The organism is Sulfitobacter sp. (genome assembly GCF_036960155.1).
Taxonomy (GTDB): domain Bacteria; phylum Pseudomonadota; class Alphaproteobacteria; order Rhodobacterales; family Rhodobacteraceae; genus Sulfitobacter.
The window spans coordinates 545,240-561,966 of the sequence record NZ_JBALWB010000002.1 but is presented as its reverse complement, the minus strand read 5'-3'; the positions used below and the strand labels follow the sequence as shown (position 1 = coordinate 561,966).

The 16,727-nt window shown below is 53.2% G+C and carries 15 protein-coding genes; 6 read left to right on the top strand and 9 right to left on the bottom strand.

All coding sequences use genetic code 11. The features are described 5' to 3' along the window. Positions 1-62: 62 nt before the first annotated feature. Positions 63-680, bottom strand: coding sequence for an NADPH-dependent FMN reductase (locus tag V7775_RS09340; RefSeq protein ID WP_335751614.1), 618 nt, complete (start codon positions 678-680; stop codon positions 63-65). A gap of 177 nt (positions 681-857) precedes the next feature. On the opposite strand from V7775_RS09340, the gene V7775_RS09335 reads away from it, so the two are divergent. Further along, positions 858-2,651: a sensor domain-containing diguanylate cyclase gene (locus V7775_RS09335; RefSeq protein WP_335751613.1), complete on the top strand. Its 1,794-nt coding sequence runs from the start codon at positions 858-860 to the stop codon at positions 2,649-2,651. 179 nt (positions 2,652-2,830) lie between these two features. Here the strand turns inward: V7775_RS09335 and V7775_RS09330 are convergent, their stop codons facing one another. Next, positions 2,831-3,385: a peptidylprolyl isomerase gene (locus V7775_RS09330; protein WP_335751612.1), complete on the bottom strand. Its 555-nt coding sequence runs from the start codon at positions 3,383-3,385 to the stop codon at positions 2,831-2,833. Further along, positions 3,378-3,884 (bottom strand): peptidylprolyl isomerase, encoded by a 507-nt coding sequence (locus V7775_RS09325; protein WP_335751611.1) that lies wholly within the window; start codon positions 3,882-3,884, stop codon positions 3,378-3,380. Before V7775_RS09325 ends, V7775_RS09330 begins: the two co-directional genes overlap by 8 nt. Positions 3,885-4,021: 137 nt before the next feature. Here V7775_RS09325 and V7775_RS09320 point away from each other — a divergent pair, with 137 nt between their 5' ends. The 5 genes from V7775_RS09320 to V7775_RS09300 all read left to right on the top strand — a co-directional run bounded on the left by V7775_RS09320 (position 4,022) and on the right by V7775_RS09300 (position 9,516). Beyond that, complete coding sequence (locus V7775_RS09320; RefSeq protein ID WP_335751610.1) at positions 4,022-5,215, top strand: phosphoglycerate kinase; 1,194 nt, start codon at positions 4,022-4,024, stop codon at positions 5,213-5,215. A 163-nt stretch (positions 5,216-5,378) separates the two neighbouring features. Continuing rightward, positions 5,379-5,669, top strand: a complete 291-nt coding sequence (locus V7775_RS09315; protein WP_335751609.1) for an FtsB family cell division protein — start codon at positions 5,379-5,381, stop codon at positions 5,667-5,669. A gap of 132 nt (positions 5,670-5,801) precedes the next feature. After that, the gene (gene pdhA / locus V7775_RS09310; RefSeq protein WP_335751608.1) at positions 5,802-6,821 is read left to right on the top strand and encodes a pyruvate dehydrogenase (acetyl-transferring) E1 component subunit alpha; all 1,020 of its coding nucleotides are present in this window, start codon (positions 5,802-5,804) and stop codon (positions 6,819-6,821) included. 4 nt (positions 6,822-6,825) lie between these two features. Further along, complete coding sequence (locus V7775_RS09305; RefSeq protein ID WP_335751607.1) at positions 6,826-8,193, top strand: pyruvate dehydrogenase complex E1 component subunit beta; 1,368 nt, start codon at positions 6,826-6,828, stop codon at positions 8,191-8,193. Positions 8,194-8,205: 12 nt separating this feature from the next. After that, positions 8,206-9,516, top strand: a complete 1,311-nt coding sequence (locus tag V7775_RS09300; RefSeq protein WP_335751606.1) for a pyruvate dehydrogenase complex dihydrolipoamide acetyltransferase — start codon at positions 8,206-8,208, stop codon at positions 9,514-9,516. A gap of 132 nt (positions 9,517-9,648) precedes the next feature. Here the strand turns inward: V7775_RS09300 and cysE are convergent, their stop codons facing one another. The 6 genes from cysE to V7775_RS09275 form a co-directional block, all read right to left on the bottom strand. Next, positions 9,649-10,467, bottom strand: coding sequence for a serine O-acetyltransferase (cysE, locus tag V7775_RS09295; protein ID WP_335751605.1), 819 nt, complete (start codon positions 10,465-10,467; stop codon positions 9,649-9,651). A 69-nt stretch (positions 10,468-10,536) separates the two neighbouring features. Further along, entirely contained in the window at positions 10,537-10,827 is a 291-nt protein-coding gene (locus tag V7775_RS24725) for a DUF7742 family protein (protein WP_443070102.1), read from the bottom strand. Continuing rightward, positions 10,824-14,759: a baseplate multidomain protein megatron gene (locus tag V7775_RS09290; protein ID WP_335751604.1), complete on the bottom strand. Its 3,936-nt coding sequence runs from the start codon at positions 14,757-14,759 to the stop codon at positions 10,824-10,826. Before V7775_RS09290 ends, V7775_RS24725 begins: the two co-directional genes overlap by 4 nt. Next, entirely contained in the window at positions 14,759-15,199 is a 441-nt protein-coding gene (locus V7775_RS09285) for a peptidase (RefSeq protein ID WP_335751603.1), read from the bottom strand. The genes V7775_RS09290 and V7775_RS09285 overlap by 1 nt, the downstream gene beginning before the upstream one ends. After that, positions 15,196-16,083 carry a DUF2163 domain-containing protein gene (locus V7775_RS09280; RefSeq protein WP_335751602.1) on the bottom strand — a complete coding sequence of 296 codons (888 nt, stop codon included), beginning with the start codon at positions 16,081-16,083 and terminating at the stop codon, positions 15,196-15,198. The genes V7775_RS09285 and V7775_RS09280 overlap by 4 nt, the downstream gene beginning before the upstream one ends. Continuing rightward, entirely contained in the window at positions 16,083-16,715 is a 633-nt protein-coding gene (locus tag V7775_RS09275) for a DUF2460 domain-containing protein (RefSeq protein WP_335751601.1), read from the bottom strand. The genes V7775_RS09280 and V7775_RS09275 overlap by 1 nt, the downstream gene beginning before the upstream one ends. Between the last annotated feature and the right edge of the window lie 12 nt (positions 16,716-16,727).

Sequence of the window (16,727 nt, the reverse complement as noted above, 5' to 3'; positions counted from 1 at the left end):
TCTACTGATCTAGTTGGACGTCTTGGGCGCGCCGTTTTCGTGACGAGGTATCAGCAAGTCCCCTACTTTGCGCAGTGATAGGTGAGGCCTTGGAAAAACCTAACCACGTCAGCACGGTGTGACGGCATAGCCATCTGCTGCTCTATTTCATCTGGTGACAGCTTCATAAACTCAAATCTGACAAACACATCCGGCGCAAACTTTTGGCTGACAGTAGAAAGAACAAGCCTAAGCTGCTCCAACATATCATCCCCACGATGTGAGGCGTGCATCAAGGCGATTGGTTTCTCGATGATCTCATCACGGGACACCAGCCAGTCTATCGCGTTCTTCAGCCCGCCGGGAATTGCCCTGACGTATTCTGGGCTTGCTATGATCAGGCAATCATTTTCGTCCACCATATCTACAAAAACCTGAACCGGAGCCGGAAGAGGTTTCTCCTCTAGGTCAGGTGAAAAAACTGGCAGATCGGCGATTCCAGAAAACACCGTAACGGCATGCGTTGCTGGGGCATTCTTAGCCACAGCACGTAGCATCGCGGTATTTGTTGAGTTAGCGCGTGCGCTGCCAGATATTGCGAGAATTTTCATACGTAGTTTGCTATCGGAGCGCAGACAGAACATCAACGTCTCCACAGCGGCATGAAGGCCCATCACATCACGCATTCTGAAGTTATTCAAACGCGTTTCATAGAATGTTTCACGCCAAAAATACCGCCCCATCGCTGGAAATTCATAGACCTTAGTTAGGTTAAATTGCCCGTTTTTTTGGGGATGATACGGCCGCCGTTAAGACAATTCCGTTAACCTTTTCGACATACCCTAAAGCCCAATCAAAGTGGGTTTTAGGAATATTTTATGTCACAGTCCGTTCAGGCTTTACGCGGGAAAAGTAGTCTTACTGTCGCCCTTCTATTTGTGGCGTTATTGGCTAGCGCGGTTGGGCTGGTACGATATGTTCCGACTATTGTTGTTGATAAGATGCTGGCAAGTGACATTCAGATAAACGCCAGATTATGGGAACAACGCGTTATTAACCGAGTGTCCAGTGGTATGGAAATTTTCAAATCTCAAAAACTGACAGCGCAGGACAGTGAATTTCTACGCGGCATTACACAAACATCCGACATTTACCGTTTCAATCTATTCACCCCTGATGGCCGCGTGTTCTGGTCATCAAATGAAAGTGAAATTGGTCGAACGATATCCGACACCTTCTTCGTTGATGTCGTGACAACTGGAAACAACTATTACACTCATGAAACTGTTCAGGCCTCGGAAATTGACGATTATAATCTTCACTCAACGACAAGAGACACAGGTGGCTTAAGGGAAGTAGCCGAAATCTTCACACCCGTTATTCAAAATGGCAAAACACTTGGCGCCATTGAATTTTTCACCGACATAACCGACATTCGTGAGACGTTCCTCCTTCGGGTGAAGTTTGCTTTGGTGATGATTTGTGGGGTCGTATTGGCGCTCATCAGTGTCATCGCATTTATCGTACGTCGCAGCAGTGTCCTTTCAGTGAATCGTCTGCATATACAATCCAACAACGAACGTGAGCTGATGGGCCAGCAGATGCAAATGGCCCGTGAGGTCAAGTTACTGGGAGAGTTGAACGAGTGGCTACAATCAAGCCGCTCTCTGGAAGAGTTGTTTGACATGGTTGGCAAGTTTATGACGCATATTTTGCCAAGCTGTGAGGGGAGTGTTTACGTCTATTCCAACTCACGTGATGTTCTGGACGGATGCGCCAGCTGGAATGGCGGAAGTCATAAAGATCATATCCACCCCGAAGCCTGCTGGGGATTGCGCAGAGGTCGAACGTATACATATGGCGAGAGCGAGGTAGACTTTGTGTGTGAACACATCGAGCCCGCAGATGAGCGTCCGTATTTTTGCTTCCCAATTTTGGCGCATGGCGAAACGGTTGGATTGATGACCCTAAAAGCGGCTACCACTGCATCAAAAGAAGATTTCAACGCCAGCAGGAAGCTCTCCCAGATGTGCGCGGAACAAATCAGCATGGCAATTGCCAACGTCCGCATGCGTGATCAATTGCACGATCAATCCGTGCGAGACCCTCTTACAGGTCTCTTTAACCGCAGACATTTGACGGATAGTTTACGCAAAATGATCACGCGTTCCGTTAAAGATGGTAGTGACCTTAGTTTGGTTTCGATCGACGTCGACCACTTTAAAAAGTTCAACGACAATCACGGTCATGACGCCGGGGATATGGTCTTAAGAGCCGTTGGGTCTGCTATGGTGCAATTATGCGATGGTGATGAAGTGGCCTGCCGACAAGGGGGCGAAGAATTCATGATGTTACTGCCCCACTTATCAAAGGAAGATACTCTCATTCGTGCTGAAAAGTTACGCAGTACAATCGAAGACATTACTGTTCGCTATGGCGAAAAGAATTTGCCCAAGATCACGATCTCAATTGGGGTCTCTCATTTCCCTGACCACGGCACGATCCCACAAGATTTGATGCGTGCGGCTGATGACGCATTGTACGCAGCTAAGGCAAATGGGCGGAACCAAATCGTTGTAGCCAATATGGAATTGGGTCAAGAAACCGCGCCAGTGGAGAAGCTAAAGGGAGACGACGTTCAGGCAGTTCCGGTAAAATACGCTGCAGAGTAACTAATATTTCTTTGTGAGTGTTTAGACGGGAAGCGCCTAGCGCGCGCATCATCGCAGGTACGTTCTGTATCAATTTCCAAGTTGGTTCAGAAATGAGTTGCACTGTGGTGTTTCACATCTGAATACAAAAAAGGCGCCTCGTTTGAGACGCCTTTTTTCTTGTAACCGTTAAGGACCAGTTAGTCCGTAACCGTAACCTTTTTCATCACGTCAGGTTCACCGACAACTGCGCCGTTACCGCCTGTACCCAGTTTGATTGCGTCAACCACGTCTTGACCGCCCATTACACGGCCAACAACCGTGTACTGGCCATTCAGAAACGGTGCTGCGTCAAACATGATAAAGAACTGGCTGTTGGCCGAGTTCGGGTTTTGTGAACGCGCCATGCCAACCACACCTTTTTCAAACGGTAGGTCTGAAAATTCGGCTGGAAGATCAGGCATGTCAGAGCCACCTGTGCCAGCGCGGCGCAGGTCACTGCCCATACGGCCATGCTCTACGTCGCCAGTTTGCGCCATAAAGCCGTCGATGACACGGTGGAACACCACGCCATCGTATTTGCCGTCAGCCGCCAAAGCGGTGATGCGTGCGACGTGCTGTGGTGCAACGTCTTCTAGCAGATCAACGGTTACGATGCCATTTGACTGGCCCGCAATTTCGATCTGTAGGCCAGACGCCGCAACAGAGCCCGCAATGATGGACGCCAGAAAAGCGCCTGTCAGCAGGTTACGCATCTGCTGCAACTTTTACGCTGATCATACGGTCAGGGTTGGCAGGTGGCTCGCCCTTAACGATTGCATCAACGTGATCCATGCCAGAAATAACCTGACCGTAAACAGTGTACTGGCCGTTCAGGAAGTCATTGTCAGAGAAGTTGATGAAGAACTGGCTGTTGGCCGAGTTCGGGTTCGCAGAACGTGCAGCGCCAATGGAGCCGCGTGCGTGTGGAACCTTGGAGAATTCTGCGGGCACATCTGGGTGCTCGGAACCGCCTGTACCAGCGCCACGTGGGTTATAATCTTTTTCCATGTTGCCATGCTGAACATCGCCAGTCTGAGCCATGAAGCCATCGATCACGCGGTGGAATGCGACGTTGTCGTAAGAACCAGCGCGAACAAGCGTTTTCATACGCTCAACGTGCAGAGGTGCTACATCAGGCAAAAGCTGGATTGTGACAGTGCCGTTTGTCAGCTCCATCAGGATTGTGTTTTCTGGGTCTTTGATCTCGGCCATGCCGTTCTCCTTCAAATTTTATTGTAGTCTACCTAAGGCGCATAACCATAATTGCCAAGGCGGTGCATTGACCCTAGGCAATATAACGGCAAAACAACGGGTAACTTTTTGACCGCAGACGCGAAGGAACGCATGACATGGGCTGGAAATCACTCGACGAGATGGATCTACACGGAAAGCGCGTTCTTGTGCGCGTGGACATTAACGTTCCTGTGGAAAACGGCAAAGTCACCGATGCCACGCGGATCGAGCGGATTGTGCCAACCATCCATGACATCCTGTCGCGCGGCGGTACGCCCCTGCTGCTGGCCCACTTTGGTCGCCCCAAGGGTAAGGTGAACCTAGACATGAGCCTGCGTCAGGTTTTACCTGCGTTGGAAAAAGCGCTGATGCGCACTGTTGCGTTGGTTGAAACATTGGAAGCGGCTGAAACGCTAACAGCCGAAGCTGCAGTGGCCGAAGTTGTATTGATCGAGAACATCCGCTTTCACCCCGGTGAAGAAGCCAATGATCCTGAATTTGCAGCGCGTCTGGCAAAGCTGGGTGATGTCTATTGTAATGATGCCTTCTCTGCTGCGCACCGTGCGCATGCCTCCACTGAAGGTATTGCAAAGCACCTGCCCTCTTGCGCTGGCCGTCTGATGCAAGCCGAGCTGTCGGCACTAGAAGCGGCGCTATCCAAGCCTGAGCGTCCTGTTGGTGCTGTTGTAGGCGGTGCCAAGGTTTCAACGAAGATCGCGCTGCTGGAAAACCTCGTGAACCGCCTTGATGTGTTGATCATCGGCGGCGGCATGGCGAATACCTTCCTTGCCGCGCAAGGTGCGCAATTGGGTGCGTCCCTATCAGAACCCGATCATTTTGATACCGCGCGCGATATCATGGCGCAGGCGGACAAGGCGGGGTGTCGCGTATTGCTGCCCGTTGATGGGTTGGTTGCACGTGAATTCAAAGCTGGTGCAAAGCATGTTGTTTCCGCATTGGGCCCCAACACCGTTTTGCAAAGCGACCAGATGGTGCTGGATGCAGGCCCCGAAACCATTGCGTTGGTTCAAACCGCGCTCGAGGGCCTAAAAACAGTGATCTGGAATGGCCCTATGGGTGCCTTTGAAATCCAGCCGTTTGATACGGCAACGGTTGCAGCGGCCAAAACTGCCGCCGCGCGCACCCTCGCCGGCACATTGGTGTCAGTCGCTGGTGGCGGTGATACGGTTGCCGCCCTGAACCAAGCGGATGTGGCGGGTGATTTCACCTACATTTCAACTGCTGGCGGCGCGTTTCTGGAGTGGATGGAAGGTAAAACCCTTCCTGGTGTTGCCGCTTTGGGTGGTTAAAAGCCAAGCTGCGGTATTCTGCACACAGAAGATTGCTCAAATTGTAGATAGCGATTCGTGGGGGATTCCCTTTGCGAATCGCTTGTGACATAGTGTTTTCATCGCCCACCAAGAGGCGACACGAGCAGCAGATTTCACAGGCACCTTCCCGAGGCTTCATTTCATGAGTAAACCCGCTTTTGGCCCTATATTTTTCTTCGCGATTGCTTTCGCGCTGAGCCTGTATTTCATGTTTGCCGCTGTGCAGGGTGATTTCGGCCTGTTCCGCCGTGCCGAGATTTTGGCCGAGGCGAATGACATGCGTGCCCAGCTTTTTCAGGTGCGCGCCGATGTTGCCCAAATGGAAAACCTGACGCGCCGCCTGTCGGATGATTATCTTGATCTTGACCTGTTGGATGAACAAGCTCGCGCAGTGCTGGGCATGGTGCGTGCGGACGAAATTGTCATCCGTTAAGCAGCTGCCCCCGCGCGACATAGCTGTATTGCACAATGGCCTCTCGCCAAGGCGGTTATTATCCTTTATTATGTAGTTTAACGTTAAACTATATTCTGCGATTACAATTATCGCTGACGGGAGGATCGCTTTATGGCTGCCAAAAAGGCCAGTGCCAAAACAACCCAATCCAATGTCTCTGGAGATGATCTAAAGACCTATTACCGCGAGATGCTGCTTATTCGACGGTTCGAAGAGAAAGCCGGACAGTTATACGGCATGGGTCTCATTGGCGGATTTTGCCACCTCTACATTGGGCAAGAAGCGGTTGTTGTTGGCCTTGAGGCTGCGGCAGAGGAAGGCGACAAGCGCATTACTTCGTACCGCGACCACGGTCACATGCTGGCCTGCGGGATGGAACCTAATGGCGTCATGGCCGAGCTGACGGGGCGCGAAGGCGGTTATTCCAAAGGCAAAGGCGGCTCGATGCACATGTTCTCGAAAGAGAAGCATTTTTACGGCGGTCACGGCATTGTGGCAGCTCAGGTGCCGCTGGGTGCGGGCCTTGCGTTTGCGGACAAATACAAAGGCAACGGGCGTGTGACATTCACCTATTTTGGGGATGGCGCGGCGAACCAAGGCCAAGTGTATGAAGCGTTTAACATGGCCGCATTGTGGAAGCTGCCTTGTATCTTTGTTATTGAGAACAACCAATATGCGATGGGGACGTCGCAGCAGCGATCAACCTCAAGCGCTGAGATTTATGAACGCGGTAAGGCCTTTGGCATTCCGGGTGAAGCCGTAGACGGCATGGATGTGCTGGCGGTGAAGGCTGCTGGCGAAACTGCGGTTAAGCACTGCCGTTCTGGCGAAGGCCCCTACATCCTGGAGATCAAAACATACCGCTACCGCGGCCACTCGATGTCTGATCCAGCCAAGTACCGGACACGCGAGGAAGTGCAGAAAATGCGCGACGAGCGTGACCCGATCGAGGCCGTGCGCACGCTGTTGCTGACAGGCAAGCACGCGACTGAGGAAAACCTCAAGGCGATCGACAAAGAAATCAAAGCCATCGTGAATGAAAGTGCGGAGTTCGCCAAAGAGAGCCCCGAACCGGATCTGAGCGAGCTTTGGACCGACATTTACGCTACAGAAACCTCAAAGGAGGCTTAAGACCATGGCAACTGAAATTTTGATGCCCGCCCTTAGCCCCACTATGGAAGAAGGCACGCTGGCCAAATGGCTGGTTAAGGAGGGCGACACTGTCTCCTCCGGTGACATCCTGGCGGAGATTGAGACCGACAAAGCCACGATGGAGTTCGAGGCGGTAGACGAAGGTACCATCGGCAAGATTTTGATCGCCGAAGGGACTGAAGGTGTGAAGGTGAACGTGGCGATTGCGGTTCTGTTGGAAGAAGGCGAAGACGCCTCTGCCATCGACACGGCAGCCAGCGCGCCAGCTGCCGCAGCACCTGCTGCCGTTGAAGCGGCCCCTGCCCCAGCAAGCCAAGCACCTGCTGCACCGCAAACAGATACATCGCCCGATTGGCCTGAGGGTACGCCCCTCAAGCAACAAACAGTGCGCGAAGCATTGCGCGACGGCATGTCAGAAGAAATGCGCCGCGATGAAGACGTATTCTTGATGGGGGAAGAGGTCGCCGAATATCAAGGCGCCTATAAAATCTCCCAAGGGATGTTGGATGAGTTCGGGTCAAAACGTGTGATTGATACGCCGATCACCGAGCACGGCTTTGCGGGTATCGCGACGGGTGCCGCCTTTGGTGGTTTGCGTCCAATTGTTGAATTCATGACGTTCAATTTTGCCATGCAGGCGATTGACCACATCATCAACTCTGCGGCCAAGACATTGTATATGTCTGGCGGTCAGATGGGCGCGCCTATGGTGTTCCGTGGCCCCAACGGTGCAGCGGCACGTGTGGGTGCACAGCACTCGCAGGATTACGCCGCATGGTACATGCAAATTCCCGGACTTAAGGTCGCAATGCCCTACTCAGCATCAGACTACAAAGGCTTGATGAAGACTGCGATCCGTGATCCGAACCCGGTGATCTTCCTTGAAAATGAGATCCTTTATGGCCGCTCATTTGATGTGCCTGACGTGGATGACTATACGGTACCGTTTGGTAAGGCCCGTATCTGGCGCGAGGGTGATGATGTCACCATCGTCAGCTTTGGGATCGGCATGACATACGCATTGGCCGCCGCTGAAAAGCTGGCCGAAGAAGGCATCATGGCCGAGGTCATCGATCTGCGCACGTTGCGCCCGATGGATACGCCCGCGATCATCAAATCGGTGATGAAAACCAACCGCTTGGTCACCGTCGAAGAAGGCTGGCCGCAGGGCTCAGTTGGCAACTACATCAGCTCTGTTGTGATGCAAGAAGCGTTTGATTATTTGGACGCGCCGATCTTCAACTGCACAGGCAAAGACGTACCAATGCCATATGCGGCGAACCTAGAAAAACACGCGCTTTTGACCGCTGATGAAGTGGTCGCAGCAGTGAAAAAAGTTACATACAAATAAGGAGCGGTCACGATGCCCATAGAAATCCTCATGCCCGCGCTTTCGCCCACAATGGAAGAAGGCACATTGGCCAAATGGCTGGTCAAAGAAGGCGATGCCGTCTCCTCTGGCGATGTGATGTGCGAGATTGAAACCGACAAAGCGACCATGGAATTCGAAGCCGTGGACGAAGGGATCATCGGCAAAATCCTGATTGCGGACGATACGGAAGGGGTTAAAGTGAATACCCCGATCGCCATCCTGCTGGAAGACGGTGAAACTGCGGATGATATTGGTGCGGTTTCCTCGCCAAAGTCGGAAGCAGCTAGCAGCGCAGCGCCCGCCGCGGTTGAAGCGGTTGCTGCTCCTGTTGTAGCCGCAGCAGCCCCTGCAAAAGCAGATGGCAGCCGTCTATTTGCCTCCCCGTTGGCCCGTCGCATTGCCGGACAAAAGGGTCTAGATCTAACCCAGATCAAGGGCTCTGGTCCGCATGGGCGCATTGTTAAGGCTGATGTTGAAGGTCTTACTCAGACTGAAGCGCCAAAAGCTGCAGCGGCACCTGCAACAGCGGCACCTGCAACAGCAGCCCCAGCGCAGGCTGCAATGGCGACTGGCCCATCAAGCGATACCGTCGCGAAGATGTATCAAGGTCGCGAATACGAAGAGATCACCCTTAACGGGATGCGCAAAACAATTGCTGCGCGCCTGACTGAGGCAAAACAAACCGTGCCGCATTTCTACCTGCGTCGCGACATTCAGCTGGATGCGCTGTTGGCGTTCCGCTCTCAGCTGAACAAGCAGCTAGAGCCACGTGGTGTGAAGCTATCGGTGAACGATTTCATCATCAAAGCCTGCGCATTGGCTTTGCAACAAGTACCAGACGCAAATGCGGTCTGGGCTGGTGACAAAGTGTTCAAGCTTAAGCCATCTGATGTTGCTGTTGCTGTAGCGATTGAAGGCGGCCTGTTCACTCCGGTCTTGCAAGACGCTGAAATGAAGTCACTATCTGCGCTTAGCGCTGAGATGAAAGACCTTGCAGCGCGGGCACGTGATCGCAAACTAGCGCCGCACGAATATCAGGGCGGCAGCTTTGCTATTTCAAACCTTGGCATGTTTGGCATCGACAACTTTGATGCGGTCATCAACCCGCCCCATGGTGCGATCCTAGCTGTTGGAGCGGGAACCAAGAAACCTGTTGTGGGTGCAGATGGTGAATTGGCTGTGGCAACGGTGATGTCTGTCACCTTGTCAGTTGACCACCGCGTGATCGATGGCGCATTGGGTGCGGAATTGCTTAATGCTATTAAGGAAAATCTTGAAGCGCCGATGACCATGCTAGCCTAATGTTACTTAAATCCTAAACAGTTAGGGCGGCGGTGCTAATTGCACTCGCCGCCCTCTCTATTTTCTAAGCTGCCCAACTGGGCCTGCATATTTGGTTTTTAACTTAAGTTCAGCCTAGGTTTGGATAGCCGCTTACTCCTGAGCGTCCCATGGACCCAGCATATGGTTCATGGAAACCGAGGGCTGATCACAGCCTGCTTCACCCACAATCCGCGCAGGGATACCTGCTACGGTTTTACACGGTGGAACCTCTTCCAAGACAACAGATCCGGCAGCGATGCGGCTGCAATGCCCAATCTTGATATTTCCTAAAACCTTGGCGCCCGCTCCGATCAAAACGCCATCGCCAATCTTGGGGTGGCGGTCTTCCTCTTCTTTACCAGTCCCTCCCAATGTCACCGAGTGCAACATTGATACGTTGTCTCCCACAACCGCTGTCTCACCAATCACAATGGAGTGAGCATGATCAATCATAATCCCCTTGCCGATCTTGGCGCCAGGATGGATATCAACGCCAAAAATTTCAGACACACGCATCTGGAAAAAGTAGGCCAGATCATGTTTCCCTGTGGTCCAAAGGTGATGGCCAACGCGGTAGGCTTGAACGGCCTGATATCCTTTGAAATAAAGGATTGGTTGCAGCAATCTGTGGCAGGCTGGATCACGTTCATAGATCGCCACCAAATCAGCACGCGCAGCTTCAACCAGCTTTGGATCAGCAGCATAAGCTTGCTGAACCACTTCCCGTACAACCATCATCGACATTTCATTCGACGACAGCTTTGCAGCGATCCGGTAAGAAAGCGCCTTTTCAATCGACGCATGGTGCAAAATTGTGGCGTGTACAAAACCGCCAATCAACGGCTCATTGGCCACTGCTTGTTGCGCATCGTCTTTGATCCTGTCCCAGACTGGATCAACGGACGTTATTTTACTGTGCGGGTAGGCCATTTGAGCTGCTCCTTGTGCGCGTGTGCCCCTCATATGTAACCCGACACACGCCAAGTGCAAACCCGAACTCTATGAAGATTGGTTATGCACCTCATGAAATGTTGTTAGCACAATCAACATGCAACCAAGTAAATCTACGGGAGTGTTACCCCTTTGGCCTATAGGGCATTGGGCTAAAGCCGCAGCCCGCAAACTGCCATCCCCCCAATCAGGGTGCAGTTTGCGCAACCGCTTCACATATTTGTCAGCGATATGGGCGCGCCACAAAAGCTCACGGCAAAAACGCGCTCTTTTGATCGGCGGTACAGCCTGTACCGCGCGCGCGGCATGATACAGGTCTGTGATCCCGACATGCCTCACGGTGTATCGACGTCGATGTGTTGGAACAATCCAGCACCAAAAGTAGCCGACACCTGCGCAACTTCGATGGAAAACGGGGCAAACGCACCATCCGAAGCCTGAGCACCCGAACCGTATTCAAAGGAAGGGGTATCTAACACTTCTTCACGTAGCACCGCTCCGTCTTTGATGATCCGCAAGACGTAGGTTTCATTCTCCTCGCCAAGCGGCACTTCAAGTGCCTCCCAACTGTCCCCGTCGATCCGCGTTCGACGCACCCATGTCACCGACAACGCCCCATTCGCCTGCGTGACAAAATTCAAATGCGCCGGTGCATAAGGACGCAAACCATTGCCACTGAACGCGCGTTGAAATTGACGATATGACGGATCATCAACAGCGCGCAGTGCAGGCCCAACACGGTAGTTCTGCTCAACCCCTCGCATATTTCGGCTCAGGTCAATCTGAAGCGGAACTGAATTGAGCAACACAAACTGAGACCCAGCGGGCCAAACATCTGGGATCAACCCATCCGAACCAGCCTGCCCGCGCAAACGATCACTCAACAGATAACTATTTGTCCCGATCAGCTCAGCTGTCATGAACTGGAATACCTCCCAGTTGTCGCTGGTCCCATCCCCAATCACAGCCATATTTGCGCCACTTAGCAACGCGTCCTCATCAACGGATTCAAGCTGTCCACTGATCAGATCAACCTGCAACGCATCTCCGTGGTCAATCAAACCAGCGCACGCATAAGCCATCTGTGACTTTGTCGTCCCAATGGTCGAACGAATTGGCAAGATGCTGTTGAGCCCATAGTTTTGAGTCGTGAGGCTAGAATAAAGCGCCACGCTCCCCGGCCAAGGATTTGCACTTGCGGCGATGTAGGGTGCATGTGGCACCTCATCGCCTGTAAGCAGTGGCAAATCCAAGAACAGCGGATAGACAGGCACAGGTGCGACAAAACTGCGAAGGCTTACCAAATCATCCGCAAGAGGCGCAGGATCATAAACCTCAGGATCAATCCGTACCGCTTCCACCTGTTGGAACTCGCCCTGCTCCACACGGTCAATGCGATAAAGCGATGCCCCTTCCCCCTGATCAGCAGGTAATGAAATGATATCCCCTGCACCAATACCCATTTTTGATGGCGGCAACGCAAATTGAACTGTGTCTCGCGCAATGCGGGCCTCGTTGAGCCACCTTTCAGCCACCTGCCGCCCCTCAGCACGGGTCATCAACATCGTGAATTCGCTAGCGGCCACCGCATGTGTTTCTTCATCAGGCAATACTGCCTCTTCGGAAACCACATCATAGCTGGCATCAGCCTGAATGAACCGCAACCGCACACGACCCGACAATCCTGCATCAGCTTCGCGCACCTGCACGGTTGTACCGTCCAGATCACCGCTCACTGCGAACTGCTCTGAATCCAGCGCGGTTTCACGAAGTCCGTTCCGCATTTGGAACTTCAACACACCGTCTCGCTCAATTGCATCAAAGCCATAGCGCAGCATCAATGGCTGCAAAGATGCCCGTGCATCCCCGACGTCCGCCACCGCATATCCCCGGACCAAGCCAAACAAGCTATCGGTGTCAAAGTCAGTCACACCAGAGCGTCGGCAAATCTCACCAACAACAGACGCAAGACTGCGCGACGCAGTACGCCCGTTCAGCCAATGCCCCCGCGCATAACTTTCGCCATCGCTCCACAAATCGCGGTTATTTGGGAAAAACGGATAGGGCCGCACATCCCACGCCCAAACATAAGCGCGGCTCATGTTAATCATATCGCCTTCGTATTCGATTCCCTGTGGGTTGTTCTCCGGTTGGCCCCAATAATCAATCATCGCCCGCAAGTATTGCATCTGAATTAGATCATCGCGTCCGCCGTCTGAATAACGGGGCAAACTGCTCTCTGAAGACTTGAGATCAAGGAACTTATTGGGTTGGTTCGTCCCCTTATCAATCGCAGCGCAGCCGTATTCGGTAAACCAAATCGGTTTTTGCCCCGGCAACCAGTCGGTTGGCTCATTTTCCCGTACGCCATCCATCCGTTCGTAGTGAAGATTACCCCACCAATTGCGAATGTCTTTGTAGCGATAAATCCATGCTTCGTCGTGTTCACCATCGGTGATCGGAGTACGGATTTGTGCCGCACGGGCCTCTACTGAGTCATAATACCAATCATACCCTTCACCGCCTTCGATGTTAGATTGCAGATAGCCAAGGTTGTAGATGTCATCCCACTCCTGCGCATCAACATGGTCAACACCCTCGCGCCAATCGGACAATGGCATGTAGTTGTCTATCCCGATGAAATCGATGTTCGGATCAGCCCATAGCGGATCAAGATGGAACAGGCGGTCCCCCGTACCGTCCTGCGGTTGATAGCCGAAATACTCGCTCCAATCAGACGCATAACTGATCTTGGTATCTGAGCCCACAATCGCGCGAACTTCTGCTGCAAGCGCCCTGAACGCTGCTACCGCTGGGAATTCATTCTGTGCAGACCGAATTTGCGTGAGGCCGCGCATCTCGGAACCGATACAGAACGCGTCAACCCCACCCGCCGCTTTGCACAAGGCAGCGTAATGCAAAATAAAGCGCGATAGCGTCCATTCTTCTGGACCAGAATAGGTGACCTCCCCATCCTGCACAGAGAAATCAGCGGCTGTGACCGAACCAAAGAACGCTGCGACATCAACTACAGCCGCTGACGTGCCATCAATTGATCCAGCTACACCCGGTGCGACGTCCAGCGTAATGCGGCCGCGCCAAGGCAACGCAGGCTGGCCAACTTCCCCTGTGTAGGGGTCTGGCAAAGTATTGCCATCCAGTTGGTCCATCAGGATAAACGGATAAAACATAACTGCTTTACCCGCGGTGTTCATCGCCTGAATCGCCTCAATCACGGCCTCATCTGCAGGCGTGCCCCCATAGATAGGACGGCCGTCTGTCCCCACCTCAATGACCGGAGCATCACCACGCCCCAAACCTGCCACACCCCATGGCATTTCTTCGCCCTCAATATCAGGATCTTCCACTTTGGGCTGAACAGTACAGGCACTTGCCCGTAGATCAGACCCAAACCAGGACACCACAAGTGATGCTGCCTTAAGCTCCGGCAGTTCTTCATCCAGTGCCTCAAGAGAAGTCACAAAATCGGTCTTACCCGAAGGTGAGTTAATGTTGGCACTCCACCGCGCCTCATTATCACTGCCGTAATTCACAGGCGTTGTTGCCAATGAATACTCACCCGTTCCCGGAATAAGCGCCACGCCTTCAACGCCATAGCTCAACGCATGGCTGGCATCCGGTGCATCACGCTGCTCAGGACGCAGAACTTCAAAACTGAATTGTGGAATGCGGTTTCCAAATTGCTCTAAGGCCAACCCCTCCATGACAACATAAGCCGTCCCACGATATGCAGGTACCATGCCAGCGCCTTCAATCGCCTCCATCAATGGATCAGGCTGCTGATCCGCTGATCCTGAATACACGGTCATGTTCAGATCATTTGAAGATATTTCCTCGCCGTCCGCCCAAATGCGACCAACACGTGTGATCTCGCCTTCACAAAGCGCAATCGCAACATTCACTGAATAGCTGTATTCCGTTGTCTTCGGCTGAGATGATCCGCCTTTGCCACCGCCGCTGGTCGTGCTAACTTCTTCAAAATCAGAGGCCCAGATCACCTGCCCGCCTAGACGTAACCGTCCGTAAAGCTGGGTAATGGGATCTCCCTCACCCGCACTGGTCAAGCGAAAGCGGTCAACCTTACCTGTCTCAACAGCCTCAGCTCCGCTTCCGAGAATTTTCTGGTCTACCACCCGGCCAAATGTGGCACCGACAGCACGCCCGATTGCCACCGAAGAGAGGCCTGCAAGCGTACCACCGACCGAGCCGCCAACCGCTGCTCCCGCTGCTGAAAATAATATCGTCGCCATCAGGTGACCTCCTTGGGAAATTCAAAACATGCTACAACACGGCGGCGCCACGGCACGCCAAATGGGCTTTCCAACACGCCATATCGTGAATAGGCGTGGATAAATCGAGGCGCGGGACCGATTTCAGACAAGATGCCCAGATGCTTGGCCACAGCACCCTGCCGCATTCGAAACAACAGAACATTACCAGGCACCGCCATCTCGATAGATTTTGGGGCAAGATGCCGCAACGCAGCCGCCCAAAGCCGCTCTTCGCCCTGAGGCTCTGACCAATCCATTGAATAGGCTGGCGCGGCTTCGGGTTCTTGCCCGTAAACCTCACGCCAGATACCGCGGATCAAACCGAGGCAATCGCTGCCTGCACCGCGCGTTGCGCATTGGTGCACATAGGGCGTTCCGATCCAGCCACGCGCAGCCTCTGTGATCCGCGCGCCAATCATCGCAATGACCCGCCGCTGTTGGTTTTGCTGCTGCTCGGCACCGCAATTACCCAGTCTTCACTTGGTAAATCAGGAAAGCCTTGGAAATTATCAAAGTTGTTGAACTTGAGCCTACAAGTATCGACCAGCTTGTCACATCCAGCAACCAAACGTACCTGTGTGCCTTCGCTGATCAAACCCCGTATCGGCTCCCACAGCTCGACAATCCGCGCACCATCTTCAATGCGGTCAGACTTGATGGTCCCCCATAGCCCCTGCGCAGGACCATCAACAATCTCAAGACGGCCACGCGTAAACCAATCCGTGTCATAAGATAGAAAATCTTCCCAAATAAAGCGCCGCGCGCCCTCCACGGTTTGTATCGCCAACTCCTGAGAGTAGCTTTCCTGATCAAGATCGAACCGACATTTACTGTCGCCCAACACCGCGGAGCATGGCTTTTGATAGACGCGGCCCAGCGGACGATTCAACCCTTCGGTTAGGCCGCGCAGTTCTGCGCGAAAACCACCACCTGCACGCGTCAGCTCTCCCAGAGTTCCGCGAAAGTTCAGCCAATGCTGCTCTGTGTCAGCCCAATTGACCAACCACCCGCGCACTTCCGCCCCGTCAAAACGCCCCTGCTCAATTTCGTCCTCGCGCAGGGATGCATCCGATAATGCCCCCAATGCTTCAGTGTTATCCACCGACAGCCCTGTTGATTGCGCCAGCGCCATCGCACTTAGCCCTGTGTCGGCGCGAAAATCATAACCTGCAAAACTGAGGGGTAGATCGTGATCAGTAAAAGCAAATACCGCGCCATCCTTGCGGGTAATCGCCCAGGCATGACACACAGTGGTCAGCCCGCCCCCCAAATGCGTCGCTAATCCATCATTGAAGTCCACCATCACACACGCACCTCGCGGACCGGAATGTCAGGCACCTGACCTGCGTGAAAACTTGCGATATTGGTCAGCAGGCTGTCGCTATCAAAGCGCACAGGCACATCAAATTCATACCCTGCATAGACCCGCGTGTCCGGATCCGGTGGGCTTAGGAACGTAATCAGGCCAGTCGTCTCGTCGACTGTGTAATCGATGGTGTCCTGTTTATCGTCTTGCTCAACAGCAATCAGCACACTGCCTTTGACTGGTTTGGTGATTGGACGCGCATAGACATGCCCCCCCGAGCGGTAATTTTTGATGATCTGAAACGTATCCGTAACCCCATCACCCGTGGCGATCTGTTGATCAGCACGCGCAATCTCGGCCGAGGGAATAGACGATTTATGATCCGACCAATCCTTCCAGCGAAACCCGTACATCTGACCGTATCGCGCTTCATAAAACGCAATCACAGCCTCCACATCATCCAGCGATCTCAGCCCAAGGCCCGCATCATATACACGACGTGAGTGCGCCCAAGGCGTGTTGCGCTCTTCATAGCCGTTGGCCAGCGCAACAACATCCACACGCCGTTGCGGCCCCCCCAGCGCCCCAAAGCTCAAGTCAGCCGGAAATTGTACCTCATGAAAGTTCATAGCAACGCTCCC